Below are 15,910 nucleotides of genomic sequence, written 5' to 3' on the forward strand. Positions count from 1 at the left end.
GCCTTCTGCCTTAAAGCGCGTAACCTTTCATCATCACCAAAAGCTGACAAGAACCTATCTTACTTGCAAGGATTGGGGGTTAATTTGCTGGAATTAGCGATCGCTAACCACATTCAACCCAACCAACACTTTTTACCTTTCCCAAATCTAGCTAGCAAACTGAATCCCAAAGACTCTGCATTACTGACAAATCAATGGCAAGAACAATTCCAGCAATGGATTTCTCTGGGTCAAACTAATCGATTGCGCTTACAACTGTGCATCTTAAAATCTTATTACAAAGAGCCGGTAATTTCTGAGTTAGTTTCTCGTTATGGATTAACAGTAAATATTACTAGTGCTACACTTCAACCCGATACAGAAGATGACGGCTGGTTTGACTTGGATTTGTGGGGGAGAACCAAGCAACTTTACTCTAGCCTGAATTATTTAGAAAAACTGGGGCTACCAATTTGGCTGGATTTATCTAGCGTTTATAGCGATCGCTAAGTTAATAATTCGTAATTCGTAATACTTCGGCTACGCTCAGTACAAGTTCGTAATTCGTAATTGAAGGACAATTTGGCTGAATTTGTCTCGGTAGCGATCGCTAAGTAATAAAATCGTCACTATCCAATGGCAGTATTAAATAAACGTCAAACCAATTACCCAACCAGATTATCACTGGTTTCTTCAGGCTATAAAAAAAGCCAAGTCACTCAGATTCGTCTGCGGATATATATCCCCAAATGCTATCTGCAAGCGCCTGTGATTTCACAGTTAATTTCTGCTTACGGCTTAGTAGTTAATATTACCAGGGCTATGTTACAACCAAATACAGATGGAGAAGGGTGCTTTGATATTGAACTACGGGGAACAGTGCCGCAAATCTCTAGCGGTTTGGCTTATCTGGAATCACTGAATCTTAGAATTATGGGCAAGCCGAATGCAGACGGCGATCACTGGTTTTGTTGAAACAATCTAAATTTCGTAGTACCAAATCTCTTCTTCTCGCACCACAATTCGATGCAGAGAAAGACGATTAATCAAGCCCTCTTGCTCAAATTGCCCAAGAACACGAGTGATAGTCACACGAGTTGAACCTAGCATTTCCGCCAAGTCTTCGTGAGTCAGACGCATATCTATTAAACGTCCCTTCTCAACTTCCGAACCAAACTTTTTAGATAACCATGCCAACAGCTTGATCAGCATGGTATCAACTTTTTTATGGCTACGAATAACCATCAATTCTTGAGCTTGTTGGATATGGGCAAGTAGAGTTTCTGTTAGTTGAGTCCATTCCTCTACAGGTAAGACTGTCGCGTCTACTTTAGTTAGGCATTCCATCTGATAAGGTTCTAATTTTGACAAAGACTTACCAACGATATCCCCAGGGCCCCACAATCCCAGAGCGACTGTTGTACCATCTTCCAAATAGGTGAAAGTCCTGACAAAACCCGTTTCAATCTTCCAAAGTCCGTTTTGATGCTCTGGCAGAAATGACCTACGAGCAAAAATTTCTTTAGTATTATTACTGTTTAAGCTAGTTAAATTTGCATATAAAGATACCATAATTATATAACTATTCCCCGATAAATTAACCGTAGTATTATATTTATATCAGGTTCTAAGAGCATCTGGGCATTTTAAAGAAGGGAGTGGGAAAAGAGGCAGGGGGCAGGGAGCAGGGGGGATGAGGGAGACAAGGAGGACAAGGGGGACAAGGGGGAATTATTGAATAGTCTCTTCCTTGTCTCCCCCCTCTTCCTTGTCTCCCTTGTCTCCTATGCCCCCCTGCCTCTTTTCCATGCCCCATGCCCAAAATTAAATTCCCGCACCATCAAGAAAATCTTCAATCATCCCATCAGACTTATTGCTCTTAGGGTTGTATGTTTGTTCGTCGCAAAGCTCGGTTGGGGACAAACTTGATTGATCTTGCAACTCCTCGAACTGTTTTTCTAGTGCCTTGACACGTTCAAATAAAGCGCGGATGACTTCGGCTTCTACGTCGCGGACTTTATCATGATCCAGAACATTGGTAGACAAGTTGTTCTGACGAGTCACGCGCCCTGGAATCCCGACTACGGTTGTGTTACTGGGTACATCTCGCAGCACCACAGAACCAGCTCCAATCCGAACGCGATCGCCAATTTGAATATTTCCCAATACCTTTGCACCCGCTCCCACAACTACATGAGAGCCTAAAGTTGGATGGCGTTTGCCACTTTCTTTCCCAGTCCCGCCAAGGGTGACACCTTGGTAAATCAGGGCATAGTCCCCCACGATCGCAGTTTCACCAATCACAACTCCCATACCGTGGTCAATAAATACTCCCTGGCCAATTAATGCCCCAGGATGGATTTCAATCCCGGTTAAAAACCTACTAATATGAGAGATGAATCGAGGTATAAAGGGAATTCCCATTTTATGGAGCCAGTGTGCTAATCGATGACACACTAAAGCTTGAAGTCCAGGGTAACAGAACAATACTTCTAGCCAGTTACGCGCTGCTGGGTCACGCTCAAAAATGGTTCGCAAATCAGTTAGTAGCATACTCTGTTGAGGTTTTCGTTGGTAAGTGAGGCTCTGAAAACAGAAACTCAGGATAATTCCCACAAAAAGATCAAGTAATTTATGGGAATTGTGTAAGATAATAATCTACGGTAAGTCGATAGAATATAGTGTTTTTGTGGGTAGTAAATGGGATGCTATCACATTCCACACTTTGAAAAAATTAATTTCGGATAAACTGCGATAAGTCCCCCAATTCACCGTAGTATGTTGAGTACAGTCTTGAATAGCCAAAACTACGCTCTCTTGGATCTGTCTTCAAAAGTGGAATATGCACTGCTGGCACTCTTAGAACTGGCAAGCCACCACGGAAAAAAACTTCCTCTAACCATGAGCGAGATCACTACCAAACAACCTATACCTGAACGCTATCTGGAACAAATTTTGACCAACCTCCGGCGTGCTGGTGTGGTGCAGAGTCAACGCGGCTCTAAAGGAGGTTTTGTTTTAGCTCGTGAACCTTGGCAGATTACACTGCTGGAAATTGTGACTTTAGTCGAAGGTGAGCGGAAAGAGAAAGATACATCTGACTCTCCGACTCTAGAAAAGACTCTGGTTTATGAAGTTTGGGAGCAAGCTAACGCTGCTTCAATTGAAGTTTTAGGTCGCTATACACTCCAAGACTTGTGCGAGGAAAGAGAGACTCGCGCCCAGCAAAGCCCGATGTATTATATTTAGACACGATGGAGTAGTAACATGCAGATAGCGAAAGATATCACAGAGTTAATCGGACGGACTCCTTTAGTTCAATTAAACAAGATTCCCCAAGCTTCAGGAGCGGTTGCTCGGATAGTGGTGAAGCTAGAAAGCATGAATCCAGCATCTTCTGTGAAAGATCGGATTGGCGCGAGTATGGTGGAAGCGGCGGAAGCAGCAGGCTTGATTCACCCCGGAAAAACTGTTTTAGTAGAACCAACTTCTGGAAATACAGGAATTGCGCTAGCGATGGTGGCGGCCGCTAAGGGTTATCATCTCATTCTAACGATGCCTGACACAATGAGCCACGAAAGACGATCTATGCTCAAAGCTTATGGCGCTCAATTAGAGTTAACGCCAGGGGTAGAAGGGATGCGAGGAGCGATCGCTCATGCAGAGGAGGTTGTAGCTAAAACGCCCAATGCTTATATGTTGCAGCAGTTCCGCAACCCTGCTAACCCGAAAGTTCACGCCGAAACCACCGCAGAAGAAATCTGGAATGATACCGATGGAGAGGTGGATATTCTAGTGGCGGGAGTGGGTACTGGTGGGACGATTACGGGAGTTTCAGAAGTTATTAAAGGACGGAAGCCGAGTTTTCAAGCGATCGCAGTTGAACCAAGCAGCAGTCCGGTATTAACAGGTGGGAAATCAGGGCCTCACAAAATTCAGGGTATCGGCGCGGGATTTGTCCCAGCAATTTATCGTTCAGAATTGGTGGATGAGGTGATTCAGGTAGCAGACGAGCAAGCGATCGCTTACAGCCGTCGCCTAGCAAAAGAAGAAGGATTGTTATCTGGCATTTCTACTGGCGCTGCTTTATATGCGGCTATTCAAGTAGCACAACGACCAGAAAATGCCGGTCGTTTAATCGTCATGATCCAGCCTAGCTTCGGCGAACGCTACCTCAGCACCTCACTCTTCAAAGACCCAGAGGAAAATGAGTGGTTGAGTAAAGTTTGATTCTGCATATAGCGTTTCCTAATCATACAAGATACATCATAGTCCCCTCTCGAAGAGCGGGGAGGCAGGGTGGTTTCATACGAAAAAAGAAAAATACATAAGTATTGATTTCTCATTTTGTAGCATGGCTTTTTACCCCGCTTCCATTCCTCTCCCCGAAAGGTCAAGAGGCTTTGAAACCCAGTTTTAGTTTTTCTCTGGTTGTATGAAACCACCCTGCTTTTTAAGGGGGGTTGGGGGGATCAATTAAGTGCCTAAAATCACAGCTAACCACTTTTCAAACAACCTCTAACTCTAAAGAAATAGTTTTGCTGGATAAAGCAATGTCTACAACAGACGATGCCTAACACTTGTTGATTTGTTCACAATTATTCATTTTTAGATTTGAATTTCAGGATATAAAGAGTTTTATTAAGCAGTAATACTCACCGACTTATTTACAATTCTTGACTTACAACTTTCCAAGTAAAGTTTATTGTCTTTTAAATTAAACAGCCCTCATCAACTGCTAATCTTTTAATTAGTGAAAGCAAGGTTTGAGCGCTAATTATAAGCGTTTCCAGTGCTTAACAAAGCTTAAAAATCGGATAATTAGCGTTAATTTTATAGCGATTAGTTAGTTCTTCAGGAATCTCTAAGAGTTTACATTCACCAAGTACACAACTTCCACAAACCGAACTCCCAAACCCGATGATGAATCATTACTCACTTCAATGGATTGAGGCATGGTGCCAAGAAAATGGCTGGACAGATTTATTTGTTGAGCGACGTAACAACTTCTGGGCTTTCCCTCCGGGTGGGGTAATGCCAGAACCAATCCCAGTTAATGTTCTCAGAGGGATTAAAGCTGAGAAGGGATTGACCTTTGAAGAAAGATTGTGGTCGATGTCCGCAGTAATTGGCACAATCATAGCTGTTCTTTTTACCTTTTGGTTTCAGTCGCCAATGCCATTAGTTTTGGCATTCGCTTTTAACGCTGTTACGGTAGCTCAATTTGAACTTGAAGATGCCTAAATTCTTGTTTTGGGCTTTACTATTAAAAACTGCTCTTGTTTACTTTCAGCAAGAGCAGTTTTTAATTGCAGAAAAAGAGATGAAATCAGCACAGTTTCAGCTAAACATTATTAGTTACTCATTAACGATCGCACTCGAAGTAAGCTTCGTTGTTCAGTTGCGATCGCTTCACAGCGTTGCCTAAATTCCGGCGATAGACTTTGAATTAATGGCATATCTTTAGGGATCTTGCTTCAATTCGCCATCATTTTGAGACAAATCGCGATACGCTGCTTTAACTAAAGATGCTAGAGCATTCGCGATCGCCGGATCAAGGTTTTTGTCAGCGCGTAGTTGAATAGCGATCGCTTCAGGCGTATCCAGTTGATCCTCATCTGAGGTTCTAAACAACTTTGCAGGTGGCACTTCTAGCCAGTTACAAAGTGCCAGAAAAGTTTCCAGATCCGGCATTTTGCCACTTTCCACTCGTGAAAGAGTGGATGGACAATACTTCAAGAAATCTTCTGGCTTCGCTCAATACCTTTATTTTTAAGGATTGGCATTACCTCTGACCTCACCACTTTGTTGCAAAGTATTGTCTTTAACAAGAATAGATTCTAACTTATTGAAAATATAAAAAATATTTTCAATGCTATGTATTGGGAGAAAGAATTTGTTTAAAGGAGCGCTCGGTACGTGAAAAAGAACGTTATTTCGCTATTGGTTGTGTCGGGAGGGGTTCTAAGTGCATATATTGGTTTGTTTACGCCCGCCAATGTTTATTTTCTCAACTATCGTGAAATGAGCATTAACGGGTGGTTTGACTTGGGAACAAATATAGGTCTATCGCTATATCTTCTTGGTATCTGTGCAACGACTGTAATGTTCCAACGGATGTCTTCCCAAGCATCAGAAATTGAGCCATCGTTTTTGGTGCTAGGTGGCACGATTGGTTTGCTAGTTGGTAGCTCACCCCTCCTCTTCAATTTACTAACCCAGGCATCATACTATCCCATTTCACCCTTGATAATCTTGCCTGTTTCGTTTTTGCTATCTATTTTAGGGATTCGTATTGCTTGTGAATTCCCACGCAGGAAATCTAATTCCCATCGGAGAGTTTTATTATTGAGAACCATTACTGGATGGCTAGTTGCTTTACTTGCCTTAACTGTTATCTGGATTAACAATAGCAGTTTTCCTGGAGTCACTGCTGCGTCTGTGGTTCGGCAGCAATGGGCAGATAAAGAATTTAACGGATACAAAGCAGTTGTGGATACAATCAAAACCTGCCAGCCTATTACAAAGCAAGTAGGCAGAGTGAAGTATGTTGCACCGACCTCTGGTAGAAACTATGTTATATCTGATCCTGGTAGTTCGGGTCATAGCGGGGAATTTACTTTAGAAGTCGTTGGTGAACAAGGTGTAGGTGTGGCGGACTTTAGTTTTCATATTGATACTGTAGTTTCGCATGGCCAACTGACTTACCAGGGTAGGACACAAGAAATAGTCTGTCGAAGTTAGGGAAATAATTTGAACAAGTAAAAATTTCCTTGTATACCTTCAGAAATCAGTACTTTGAACTCAGTTTTAATAACTTCAAGGTACATTTAGCCGACATACTGAGTATTTTAGGTATAAAACTTACATTTAAATATATTTACTCTGATAAACTTGTGATGAACATTTCCTGGATGCTACCTTCTACAAGGTGACACAGGATTTGGAGCGGTTTTTTAACCATGAAGCACAGACACAAAGTAGCTTATAGCTTGACATCGCTAATCGGTTTCAATTTAATATCTACCTTAATTGCATTTGATTCCACAAACGCTACACTACCAAGAACCCCAGATAAAAGTGTGAACTGCGAGATTTTAGTTGTGGGTGGTGGACTATCTGGTGTTGCCACAGCTTACGAGGGGTTGCTAGCAGGACGAACGGTTTGTCTGACGGAAATTACTGACTGGCTGGGAGGACAAATTTCTTCTCAAGGGACATCTGCGTTAGACGAACGCCCAACTCAGCGAGCTCTGAAATTCTATTCTCGCGGCTACCTGGAATTGCGAAATCGGATTGGGCGCAAATACGGTAAACTTAATCCCGGTGACTGTTGGGTAAGTGAATCCTGCTTTCTTCCCCGCGATGCTCACGCCATTTTGGCCGGTATGCTCAAAGATGCCGAAAAGCAGGGCAAAGGGAAGTTGCAATGGTTTCCAAATACGGTAATTAAGGATTTGGAAATTGCTGATGATGGCAAAATAATTAATAGTGCGATCGCTATCCAACATCAACCACCAAAGGGCGCACCACCTCTTAATACCTTTACTTTATCTCAAAGTATTGAAGATTCATATCGTTACGAAAACTCATCTCTATTTACCAAAACTATTCTCCGTTTCCTCCCCAAGGCAGCGAAAGGGGATGCTCCGAAATGGTACGTCGTAGATGCCAGCGAAACTGGAGAAATTATTGCTCTTGCTGATGTTCCCTATCGATTAGGTATTGATGCGCGTTCTTACCTAGAACCTTCTGCTTCCAGCACCAATAACGACCCTTATTGCCCTCAAGGTTTTACCTACACCTTTGCAATGGAGGCAACCAAGGAACCGCAACCCCAGACAATGCCCCCATTTTATTTACAATACGCGCCATATTTTAGCTATGAATTAACCCGACTGGCTAACTTTGATTTAGTCTTCACTTATCGTCGCATTTGGAGTCCCAACAAAGGGAAACCAGCAAAATTCGGAGGTGTAAGTTTTACTGCTGCTACACCAGGGGATATCTCTATGCAAAACTGGACTTGGGGTAACGACTACCGCCCCGGAACAGCCAAAGATAACTTAGTTTACAGTCGCCAACAGTTACAAGGGACTGGGCAGTTAAAACCAGGAGGCTGGATGGGGGGACTGCGGACAGAAACCCTCCGCAAAGCTGAGGAAAATGCCCTCTCATTCTATTACTGGTTGGTAGCTGGGACTACAGATTCTCAACTGGGGGAGGGCATAAAGCAGCAGCAAAGCAATAACCGCTTATTGTCAGGGCTAAATTCCCCGATGGGAACAGTGCATGGCTTATCGAAATATCCCTATATGCGCGAAGGACGGCGCATCATTGGCCGCCCTAGTTGGGGACAATCTGGTGGCTTTGGGATTTGGGAAATTGATATTTCTCGCCGAGATTACAATGATCAGTATTACTCTAAGACTCTGCCAGCAGATATGTATCGGAGGCTACGAGCAGCAGTTGCAGGTTTGGAAGCAATATCAGTCATTGATGGTAAAGTCCCACCAGACAAAGCAATGCGACGGACTCGTTCTACTATCTTCCCCGATGCTGTGGGTATTGGTCACTATGCTATAGATTTCCATCCTTGTATGGTAAATAGTCCCCCAGAAGCCCCTGGTAATACAGAACGTCCAGGTGAAAGGCGTGGGGCAGGCCAAGCTTATCCCTTCCAAATTGCTCTAAGAGCGATGATTCCCCAGAAAATTGATAATTTGCTAGTAGGAGGCAAAAGCATCGCTACTAGTCATATTGCTGCTGCTGCCTATCGAGTCCATTCCTTTGAATGGTCGTCTGGCGCAGCTGCGGGAACTGTTGCTAGTTTTGCCATCAAAAATGCGATCGCACCCTACCAACTAGTCGATAACTTACCCAAACAAGAGCCACAACTGGAAGCACTCAAACGGCTTTTGCAACAAAATGGCAACCCCACCGCCTTCCCCGATACATCCATTTTTAACGAAAACTGGGATAATTGGCGGTAGATAGTCATTGGTCATTTGTCATTTGTCATTTGTTAGGGACGAAGGACAAATGACAATGGACTAAACTAGTTACTTGTAGTTTTGTAAAATCTTATTGACTAATTGTTATATGGTTACGAAACTTTCAGCAGATGTTTACGGGATGACCACAGCACCAACTATAACTCCTGAACGGTCTAGTCAAGTTACCCGTAAGACTTATCCGAATTACAAAGTGATTGTATTAAATGATGATTTTAATACATTCCAACATGTGGCTGAATGTTTGATGAAATATATTCCGGGAATGAGTGGCGATCGCGCGTGGGATCTAACTAATCAGGTACACTATGAAGGTCAAGCGATCGTTTGGGTCGGCCCTCAAGAACCTGCGGAACTCTATCACCAGCAGCTGCGCCGAGCAGGTTTGACAATGGCACCTCTAGAAGCAGCTTAATTATTATGGGCAAACCCACCGCAGATTCCCTCCGCGCGGCTTCACAAAAAGCTGCCAGACTGGTTTGGAATCACTCGACACACCTTTCTGGTCTTATCCCAATTTTAGAACGTCTTTGTCAGCAGGATGGCATCCAAACCGTAACGCCGGGAGTGATTGGGCGGGCAAGAGGTCATTGTCCAAAAATGCAACTGCGTATCTCAGTACCGATTCGCGGTGGCTATAAAGTAATTGCCCGGCAAGGGAAGACGGTACAAGAGGTGTTTATTTTGACTCCTTTGGCGCAGTCAGAATTAGAAGCGGCATTAGCGATCGCCATGAAATCTTGATCGTTCCCCATGCTCAATGTCTATTCTTCAACACGGTGGACTGCAAATTTGTGTAGTGGCAGACTAACAATGCACGAAAAAGTTAAGAAATATGACAGAGCGGTAGTTATTTTCAAAGTCATAACTACAGATTCCCATTCGGGTAAAATTATTTTCTCTATGCCAAAAGCTACACAGTAAACTAGCCAATAAGTAAAGCTCATTCTAAACAGAATCACTTCTGTTTCTTCCACGTCACTTTTTTGTTGCTTACTGTCCCACAGTAACACCAGTCCAACAATGCAAGCTACAAAGGAAACAGCAACTACAAATTCGTGACAAAATATATTTAACGAATGCATTTGTGTTTATTCCCACATTTTTCAGTTAAAGATCAGTCTAAAGGAATATTCCTTGCGGAAATACAAATTATTTACAAACCTCAATAGAGCAATGTAGTTTATGTAAACAAATGCAACAAAAATTGTTGTTTTGCGAATATAAATATTGATGTAAAAGTACAGACTGTAGAGGCAATTCATGAATTGCCCCTACGTGAATAAAGCGCAGCCTTACATAGAATTGGTCTAAGAACAATTTTCTGCTAACTGTTCGCAAGCACCAATACTTACCCAGCGACTAGAACCATCTTGCCAATGTTCTTTCTTCCATATAGGTGCATTGTGTTTGAGGGTATCAATAGCATACTGGCAAGCATCAAACGCCTCACTCCGATGAGGACAACCCACTGCTACTAAAACGCTAATTTCTCCAACTTGCAAACGTCCGGTGCGATGATGAATCACTACCCGATTGACATCAGACGTAGATAAGCGAATATCAGCAGCAATTTGATAAAATATCTGCAATGCCATAGGTTCGTAGGCTTGATACTCTAGAGCAATTACAGGTTTACCATCAGTTTGATTGCGAACTACGCCACTCATCAGAACCACAGCACCGTTAGCTGGATCGTCAGACTTGGCATAGATTTCTTCAAGAGCCAATGGTGCAAAGCTAATGGCAAAACTATCTTCGGCTCTTGGTTTAACAGCAGAAACAAGTGTAGTCGTCATAACTGCGTTTGATTATGTGGGCTTTTTCTATTGTCTCTGAACAAAACACCACTGGTGTATATCTTATTGCTCTTGCTAATTCTTTGAGGCACAACAAGGGACTTCCAAATAAAAAAATATTCAATTATTGATTGTGGGGCGCTCATGTTGCCATTGGGAGCATCTCACCTTTGCAAATATACCAGGCGATTAGAAATCGCGGCTACACAAACGAAGTCCGCCCGGAAATACAAGGGACGCTCATGTTGCCCATCCCACAAATATGCAACGCCCAAAATTAGTTGCGCTTAGTGATAATCCCTGAGTTGCGCGAATTGTACCTGAGTAAAAACACCACCGTTACCATCTTGGTCAAAAGCCGCACCTGAACTGATGGTAAGTTATCAATATCCTATTATTTATAGCGGTTCCCAGTTGAGTGAGGTACAAAAACCCCACCCCCAACCCCCTCTCCGCTCTTCGATAGGGGGCTATGACGTACCTCATCTGATTAGGAAAAGCTATAGCACATCTGTTTCAGCAAGTAGGTACAGCTAATTTTGCGTGTTTGTTAACGTAGTCCACAAATAATTGCTTCAGTCGGGGACTAACGCCAGCGTGTTCAAAGAATCCAAAACCCAGATTATTAGCTTTTGCTAAGGTTTCTTCTGGTGTTAATCCTTCCTGGATAGCGATACTTAAGAGGGCAATTCCAGTCGATCGCATCCCGGCTGCACAATGCACAACTGCTGGTTTAGGAATCTCTTCGAGTGTCGTGAGGATTTTGGTAATGGCCTCTTCATTCAAGTTTTTTAAATCCACCTTGAGTGGAACATTCTTATAGTGCAGCCCCAATGCTTCCGCTACTTTTTGCTCATCTTTAGAAAATCCTAGCTCATCAGGCGATCGCAAATTTAGAACGGACTTAAAACCTTCTTGGATAGCTTGCTCAAGCTGTTTTGGGATAACTTGTCCTGTTGTCGTCAAGTTTTCGTTAATCTGTATGGCGTTGATCACATTCACTCCTTTTAACTTTCTAATGGCTTCCAGCTTGGTAAATAGTCGAATCAGCAAGCTTTGAGAAGTTATTCAAATAAGCACTGCAAAATTAGCTAAATATCAAAAGATATTGCTTGATTACTTCAAAATATTTCTTTTGAAGTTGGTTATTTTATTGCTTTATCCATAATATACGGTTTGTCGATAGATTTAGTGTTAATTAGAGCTTGTTATAGTTTTTGCAGATAAAATTACCAGAGCTTATAGTTCAGAAGTTATACTATTGGGCAAGTTGGGGGAGCAATTAGATCGAGATTTTCGTGAACAAGGACATAAATAATGATTGATACAGAACAAGTTTCTTCTCTATCCATTGGGATGTCATCGATCGCAATCGAATTACAGGCGGTGGTGTGACAGCAGGCATTGATTTTGGGCTGGCGATCGCTGCTGAGTTATTCGGGGAAGCTACCGCCCAAGCAATTCAACTAGCGATCGAATACAATCCCCAACCTCCTTTTAACAGTGGTTCTCCCCAAACTGCCCCTGTGGATGTACTTGCTCGCGTTACTGATGCGAGTCACAATATTCAGGAAATTAGACGACAAATTGTGCAGCGAGTTGTGACTCAATTGCAAACTGCTAATATCAGTAAAGCAGTTGAGAATTTGGCTAGTTGATGTGTTGCGATGTCTACGACGGTCACTGAGCGAAGTCGAAGTGCGGGCTACGCCTACGCAGCTAAAATTTCTTTCTCATAACACGCCAAAAAGTCAAACAGACATTTAATCTGAATGTCAGCCATGAACCTATGAGCGCTAACGAAATATCTCTTCGACCTGCCCAAGAAACAGATGCGTGGGTGCTGAGTGCTATTCATATTGCTGCTATCAAAGCTCTGCCTGCAACTTTCTACACCCAAAAAGAACTTTTAGCTTGGCGTAATTACCGTGACAAACCGGATGGTTCAAATATCTTGAAGATCATGAAAGTAGAAACTTGCAAAGTTGCAATTAAGGGAGATGTTGTTATAGGTTTTGCTAGTTTTATTGTTGATGAACTCATCGGGCTGTATGTCCATCCTAAATATCAAGGTAAAGGAATTGGGCGTGCTTTAGTTCAACATTTTTGTGATGAAGCAACCGAGAAAGGTATAGATAAGGTAATTACAACTGCTAGTCTTTATGCTGAAGGATTTTATTTACAACTGGGATTTACTGCCATCCAAAAAGCACCTCATTATTTAAGAAATGGGATAGTTGTCCCAGTTACCAAAATGAGTAAAACATTAGCTACAACACCGAAATAAATTTGAGTCGATATAAGATTTTTAATAACTTTAAAAGTGCTGGTATCAATATTATTTTTCTTTCAAGCTGCGACAGCTTTTTCCACATAACATATCATGGAAGTAAGTACTTGCCAGCATAAATGAATAAAACCATCCGTTCATCAACTCTCACCCGTACACGTTTGATAGAAGCCGCCTCGCAGGTATTTGCTAGTTTAGGTGTTCAAGGAGCAACTACCCGTGAAATAGCTCGTGTTGCTGGTGTAAATGAGGTGACTTTATTTCGCCACTTTGCTAGCAAAGAACAACTTTTGGGAGCAGTAATCAAAAATGCCTTGGCACTCCAGACAGAAGCCCTTGCATACCCTCAAGCGTGGACGCAGGATCTAAAAATTGATTTAATACAGTATGCCCATCTTTATAATACTATGCTAGAGGCACAGGAAGACTTAATTCGTACCTTCATTGGAGAAGCTAAACGTCATCCTGAGGCAGCGAAACAAGTGATTCAAGAAGCTGCCAAGCCCTTAGGAGAAAAACTGGTAGCGTACCTGCAATCGAATCAAAAACGAGGAACTGTCAGAGCAGACCTTGATCTATTTCCAGCAGTTGATATGTTTAAAGGAATGCTATTAGCTGGAATGCTATGCCGTAGTGCAAATTTCAATCAAGGCAGCTATAGCTGTGAGGACTATATCGAAACTTGTGTAGATATTTTTGTGTGCGGTATTAGTGCCACTCCCCTCTCACTTGTCAATACAGATGTAAGCCATGATTTTTAAAGGTAAGTTATTTCTACCTGACTCCCTACCAAAACTAGTCAAGAGGCAACAGCTTTAGCGATCGCTACTGAATACAATTTATGTTCAATCGATATTAATAGTAATTAAAATTCACCAACCTATTTACAAAAATCAATATAATATATGAGAATATTGAAAGGGAAAGTTGTCAGTGGTTTAGGAAACTTTTCTTACTGGATTGAAAAACTCCAGGAATATTACTTGAGAAAAACGGGAATGAAATTCTTCCCTGGAACTTTAAATATTCAGCTAGAACAACCTTACGATCTCCCGAAAAATGTCATGCGTTTGGAAAAGGAAGAATACGGAGGAACTGTTTCTGTTAGCATTGTTTCCTGTCAGATATTTGGCAGAGATGCTTTTATTTTAAGAACAGACAAAAACAATACTGAAAATGGGGATCATCCGAAAACAATTATTGAGATAGCTTGCGATGTTAAACTTCGGGAGGTATATAACCTTAAAGATAATGATTTGATTGAAGTTGAGATTCACGATGTCAGATTTATCTGAATTAAACAATCTGCTTGCAGATTACTACAAAACTTTCAGTAACACTGGAATGAGGTAGGTCGGCGCGATCGCCTTTTAGAAGCGATTCGTTGGTTAGAAACCGAACCCTCTATATTGGGGATGAGTGCTCAGATCATGGCTGTTGCCCGGAAATAGGCACTAAAGATCGCCACTAACTAAAAGCGCTTGTTGTTTTGCCAACACGTGTTTGCGTAACAAGAGTAATTGTCTATCTTTAATGCCTTCTGCCATCAATCCCTCAACAGTTTTCATCAGATAATCAGCGCAAGACCCCAATTTTCCAGATGCGGTGGCAATGCTATTTACAGTGGTTGTTAATGGTATTTGATGAGCGTACCTGGGATGCTGGCGATTAGCAACAAAGGCGATCGCTTTAAATTCTTGCGTACCATCAAAAACCCTTACCCAACGAGCAACGTAGACACCAGCTAACATTTCCCGTCGCCAAATCAGCAATAATTCGGTTGGTACATCAGCAGCAGCAATCCGATAAATAATACCACGACAACTACCGCCGCGATCGAGTCCTAAGAGTAATCCGGGATTCTCTGGAGTACCGCGACCGAGGATCATCCATGTACAGAAGCTCCGATGCCAACCATAAACGATCCCAGCACGGCGTTCGACGTATGTGATTAAAGGATTCCAAATCAGGGAACCGTAGGCAAATATCCAGATATCAGAATTTGGTAGTTCATGTTGTAGTATTTCATGGAGCGATCGCTGTAACTCATCTTCGCTCAGGGTAGTTAACTTGATTCCAGAGTGTGATGCTTCTAACAGTCTCGTGTGTGGGTTTCCGGCTTCGAGGTCGCTACGACTGAGTGACGACATAATGTAGATTATTTCCTTTTCTGTAAATATTCAGTAATTTCACTATAACTTTAAGATAAATTAATCATAGTACCACTTCCTTTTCCGTAGTATTAAGAGTAAGCCTAACTACAGGCAGCAGTATCTTGATGATGCTAATCCACGAAATAAGGAGTAAGCTTTGTGGCATTTGCGACAAATCAATTATTAAAGTTATCAATCCAATATTTACCAACAATTGCCACTAAATTAGCAATTACAACTCTAATAGCAATTCTACCGTTACCAGTTAAAGCAATTACATTAGTAACTAGTCGTGCTGCTTTTGGAAGTAATGACGGAATTGATTGGTCAAGTTTGGGTAAAGTGTTCAATCCCTTTGCTCCCGATCCTTCGGTCTTTTTGCCTAACTCCTTTTCAGCAGTATCCGAAGGCGGTTTAGCTCTAGGTGTAACTGTACCTCAAGTTAATGATTCTGGTATTACCCCACCTTTTGTTTTTCAAACCTCTTTTATACCTAAAGGTATTCCGACTAACTTCACTGATGGCGATTTTCTTCTCTTAACAGGCTTGAATCCACAAAGTGGTTTTCCCGCCATTGGCAACCCAGGCCCTTTGACCATTAACTTTGATCGGCCTGTTTTCAGCAATTCCAAATTCAAAAATTTAAGAGGAATCAGTCGTCGGAGAGAGTGGTGA

The 15,910-nt window shown here is 42.1% G+C and carries 22 protein-coding genes; 15 read left to right on the plus strand and 7 right to left on the minus strand.

Features of this window, described 5'->3' with window-relative positions:
- Together HWQ36_RS27125 and HWQ36_RS27130 are read left to right on the plus strand one after the other, a co-directional pair.
- Positions 1-489: NIL domain-containing protein (locus HWQ36_RS27125; RefSeq protein ID WP_292708665.1), on the plus strand; the 489-nt coding region annotated here is incomplete at its 5' end.
- Between the two features lie 126 nt (positions 490-615).
- A complete protein-coding gene (locus HWQ36_RS27130) occupies positions 616-954 on the plus strand; it encodes an NIL domain-containing protein (protein WP_292708667.1) in 339 nt (112 codons plus the stop codon).
- A gap of 6 nt (positions 955-960) precedes the next feature.
- On the opposite strand, the gene HWQ36_RS27135 is transcribed toward HWQ36_RS27130, so the two are convergent.
- Both HWQ36_RS27135 and cysE read right to left on the minus strand, forming a co-directional pair.
- Positions 961-1,551 carry a Crp/Fnr family transcriptional regulator gene (locus HWQ36_RS27135; protein ID WP_292708669.1) on the minus strand — a complete coding sequence of 197 codons (591 nt, stop codon included), beginning with the start codon at positions 1,549-1,551 and terminating at the stop codon, positions 961-963.
- 252 nt (positions 1,552-1,803) lie between these two features.
- Positions 1,804-2,532 carry a serine O-acetyltransferase gene (gene cysE / locus HWQ36_RS27140; protein ID WP_292708671.1) on the minus strand — a complete coding sequence of 243 codons (729 nt, stop codon included), beginning with the start codon at positions 2,530-2,532 and terminating at the stop codon, positions 1,804-1,806.
- Positions 2,533-2,757: 225 nt separating this feature from the next.
- On the opposite strand from cysE, the gene HWQ36_RS27145 reads away from it, so the two are divergent.
- The 4 genes from HWQ36_RS27145 (at position 2,758) to HWQ36_RS27160 (ending at position 5,407) form a co-directional block, all read left to right on the plus strand.
- The gene (locus HWQ36_RS27145) at positions 2,758-3,228 is read left to right on the plus strand and encodes an Rrf2 family transcriptional regulator (RefSeq protein ID WP_292708673.1); all 471 of its coding nucleotides are present in this window, start codon (positions 2,758-2,760) and stop codon (positions 3,226-3,228) included.
- A gap of 18 nt (positions 3,229-3,246) precedes the next feature.
- A complete protein-coding gene (cysK, locus tag HWQ36_RS27150; protein ID WP_292708675.1) occupies positions 3,247-4,209 on the plus strand; it encodes a cysteine synthase A in 963 nt (320 codons plus the stop codon).
- A gap of 690 nt (positions 4,210-4,899) precedes the next feature.
- The gene (locus HWQ36_RS27155; RefSeq protein ID WP_012410419.1) at positions 4,900-5,223 is read left to right on the plus strand and encodes a hypothetical protein; all 324 of its coding nucleotides are present in this window, start codon (positions 4,900-4,902) and stop codon (positions 5,221-5,223) included.
- Positions 5,216-5,407, plus strand: a complete 192-nt coding sequence (locus HWQ36_RS27160; protein ID WP_292708677.1) for a hypothetical protein — start codon at positions 5,216-5,218, stop codon at positions 5,405-5,407. The genes HWQ36_RS27155 and HWQ36_RS27160 overlap by 8 nt, the downstream gene beginning before the upstream one ends.
- 35 nt (positions 5,408-5,442) lie before the next feature.
- Here HWQ36_RS27160 and HWQ36_RS27165 read toward each other — a convergent pair whose 3' ends face one another.
- Positions 5,443-5,673 carry a hypothetical protein gene (locus HWQ36_RS27165; protein ID WP_292708679.1) on the minus strand — a complete coding sequence of 77 codons (231 nt, stop codon included), beginning with the start codon at positions 5,671-5,673 and terminating at the stop codon, positions 5,443-5,445.
- 225 nt (positions 5,674-5,898) lie between these two features.
- Between HWQ36_RS27165 and HWQ36_RS27170 the strand changes: the two genes are divergently transcribed.
- The 4 genes from HWQ36_RS27170 to HWQ36_RS27185 all read left to right on the plus strand — a co-directional run bounded on the left by HWQ36_RS27170 (position 5,899) and on the right by HWQ36_RS27185 (position 9,737).
- On the plus strand, positions 5,899-6,723 hold the full coding sequence (locus tag HWQ36_RS27170) for a hypothetical protein (RefSeq protein WP_292708681.1): 825 nt from the start codon (positions 5,899-5,901) through the stop codon (positions 6,721-6,723).
- A 218-nt stretch (positions 6,724-6,941) separates the two neighbouring features.
- Entirely contained in the window at positions 6,942-8,972 is a 2,031-nt protein-coding gene (locus HWQ36_RS27175) for an FAD-dependent oxidoreductase (protein WP_292708683.1), read from the plus strand.
- 109 nt (positions 8,973-9,081) lie between these two features.
- The gene (gene clpS / locus HWQ36_RS27180; RefSeq protein ID WP_292708685.1) at positions 9,082-9,408 is read left to right on the plus strand and encodes an ATP-dependent Clp protease adapter ClpS; all 327 of its coding nucleotides are present in this window, start codon (positions 9,082-9,084) and stop codon (positions 9,406-9,408) included.
- Positions 9,409-9,413: 5 nt separating this feature from the next.
- Positions 9,414-9,737, plus strand: a complete 324-nt coding sequence (locus HWQ36_RS27185) for a DUF2103 domain-containing protein (protein ID WP_292708687.1) — start codon at positions 9,414-9,416, stop codon at positions 9,735-9,737.
- A 20-nt stretch (positions 9,738-9,757) separates the two neighbouring features.
- On the opposite strand, the gene HWQ36_RS27190 is transcribed toward HWQ36_RS27185, so the two are convergent.
- From HWQ36_RS27190 to HWQ36_RS27200, 3 genes are all read right to left on the minus strand, one after another.
- Positions 9,758-10,078, minus strand: a complete 321-nt coding sequence (locus HWQ36_RS27190) for a hypothetical protein (RefSeq protein WP_292708689.1) — start codon at positions 10,076-10,078, stop codon at positions 9,758-9,760.
- Positions 10,079-10,303: 225 nt separating this feature from the next.
- On the minus strand, positions 10,304-10,792 hold the full coding sequence (locus HWQ36_RS27195; RefSeq protein ID WP_292708690.1) for a molybdenum cofactor biosynthesis protein MoaE: 489 nt from the start codon (positions 10,790-10,792) through the stop codon (positions 10,304-10,306).
- Positions 10,793-11,308: 516 nt separating this feature from the next.
- On the minus strand, positions 11,309-11,788 hold the full coding sequence (locus HWQ36_RS27200; RefSeq protein ID WP_292708701.1) for a sulfur transferase domain-containing protein: 480 nt from the start codon (positions 11,786-11,788) through the stop codon (positions 11,309-11,311).
- A 395-nt stretch (positions 11,789-12,183) separates the two neighbouring features.
- Between HWQ36_RS27200 and HWQ36_RS27205 the strand changes: the two genes are divergently transcribed.
- The 4 genes from HWQ36_RS27205 (at position 12,184) to HWQ36_RS27220 (ending at position 14,377) form a co-directional block, all read left to right on the plus strand.
- Complete coding sequence (locus HWQ36_RS27205; RefSeq protein WP_292708691.1) at positions 12,184-12,450, plus strand: hypothetical protein; 267 nt, start codon at positions 12,184-12,186, stop codon at positions 12,448-12,450.
- A 131-nt stretch (positions 12,451-12,581) separates the two neighbouring features.
- Positions 12,582-13,079, plus strand: a complete 498-nt coding sequence (locus HWQ36_RS27210; RefSeq protein ID WP_292708692.1) for a GNAT family N-acetyltransferase — start codon at positions 12,582-12,584, stop codon at positions 13,077-13,079.
- A 122-nt stretch (positions 13,080-13,201) separates the two neighbouring features.
- Entirely contained in the window at positions 13,202-13,843 is a 642-nt protein-coding gene (locus HWQ36_RS27215) for a TetR/AcrR family transcriptional regulator (RefSeq protein ID WP_292708693.1), read from the plus strand.
- Positions 13,844-13,987: 144 nt separating this feature from the next.
- Entirely contained in the window at positions 13,988-14,377 is a 390-nt protein-coding gene (locus HWQ36_RS27220; protein WP_292708695.1) for a DUF120 domain-containing protein, read from the plus strand.
- Positions 14,378-14,536: 159 nt separating this feature from the next.
- On the opposite strand, the gene HWQ36_RS27225 is transcribed toward HWQ36_RS27220, so the two are convergent.
- On the minus strand, positions 14,537-15,232 hold the full coding sequence (locus HWQ36_RS27225; protein ID WP_292708697.1) for a gamma-glutamylcyclotransferase: 696 nt from the start codon (positions 15,230-15,232) through the stop codon (positions 14,537-14,539).
- 162 nt (positions 15,233-15,394) lie between these two features.
- On the opposite strand from HWQ36_RS27225, the gene HWQ36_RS27230 reads away from it, so the two are divergent.
- Positions 15,395-15,910, plus strand: a complete 516-nt coding sequence (locus HWQ36_RS27230) for a hypothetical protein (RefSeq protein ID WP_292708699.1) — start codon at positions 15,395-15,397, stop codon at positions 15,908-15,910.

It is taken from the genome of Nostoc sp. NMS2 (genome assembly GCF_017115105.1).
Taxonomy (GTDB): domain Bacteria; phylum Cyanobacteriota; class Cyanobacteriia; order Cyanobacteriales; family Nostocaceae; genus Nostoc.

Excerpts from the sequence above, each read along its gene's own strand:
- HWQ36_RS27160 (WP_292708677.1), top strand. The coding sequence starts at position 5,216 with ATGCCTAAATTCTTGTTTTGGGCTTTACTATTAAAAACTGCTCTTGTT.
- HWQ36_RS27145 (WP_292708673.1), top strand. The coding sequence starts at position 2,758 with ATGTTGAGTACAGTCTTGAATAGCCAAAACTACGCTCTCTTGGATCTG.
- HWQ36_RS27190 (WP_292708689.1), bottom strand. The coding sequence starts at position 10,078 with ATGCATTCGTTAAATATATTTTGTCACGAATTTGTAGTTGCTGTTTCC.
- HWQ36_RS27220 (WP_292708695.1), top strand. The coding sequence starts at position 13,988 with ATGAGAATATTGAAAGGGAAAGTTGTCAGTGGTTTAGGAAACTTTTCT.
- clpS (WP_292708685.1), top strand. The coding sequence starts at position 9,082 with ATGGTTACGAAACTTTCAGCAGATGTTTACGGGATGACCACAGCACCA.
- HWQ36_RS27155 (WP_012410419.1), top strand. The coding sequence starts at position 4,900 with ATGATGAATCATTACTCACTTCAATGGATTGAGGCATGGTGCCAAGAA.
- HWQ36_RS27210 (WP_292708692.1), top strand. The coding sequence starts at position 12,582 with ATGAGCGCTAACGAAATATCTCTTCGACCTGCCCAAGAAACAGATGCG.
- HWQ36_RS27195 (WP_292708690.1), bottom strand. The coding sequence starts at position 10,792 with ATGACGACTACACTTGTTTCTGCTGTTAAACCAAGAGCCGAAGATAGT.
- cysE (WP_292708671.1), bottom strand. The coding sequence starts at position 2,532 with ATGCTACTAACTGATTTGCGAACCATTTTTGAGCGTGACCCAGCAGCG.
- HWQ36_RS27225 (WP_292708697.1), bottom strand. The coding sequence starts at position 15,232 with ATGTCGTCACTCAGTCGTAGCGACCTCGAAGCCGGAAACCCACACACG.
- HWQ36_RS27185 (WP_292708687.1), top strand. The coding sequence starts at position 9,414 with ATGGGCAAACCCACCGCAGATTCCCTCCGCGCGGCTTCACAAAAAGCT.
- cysK (WP_292708675.1), top strand. The coding sequence starts at position 3,247 with ATGCAGATAGCGAAAGATATCACAGAGTTAATCGGACGGACTCCTTTA.
- HWQ36_RS27165 (WP_292708679.1), bottom strand. The coding sequence starts at position 5,673 with ATGCCGGATCTGGAAACTTTTCTGGCACTTTGTAACTGGCTAGAAGTG.
- HWQ36_RS27175 (WP_292708683.1), top strand. The coding sequence starts at position 6,942 with ATGAAGCACAGACACAAAGTAGCTTATAGCTTGACATCGCTAATCGGT.
- HWQ36_RS27215 (WP_292708693.1), top strand. The coding sequence starts at position 13,202 with ATGAATAAAACCATCCGTTCATCAACTCTCACCCGTACACGTTTGATA.
- HWQ36_RS27130 (WP_292708667.1), top strand. The coding sequence starts at position 616 with ATGGCAGTATTAAATAAACGTCAAACCAATTACCCAACCAGATTATCA.
- HWQ36_RS27135 (WP_292708669.1), bottom strand. The coding sequence starts at position 1,551 with ATGGTATCTTTATATGCAAATTTAACTAGCTTAAACAGTAATAATACT.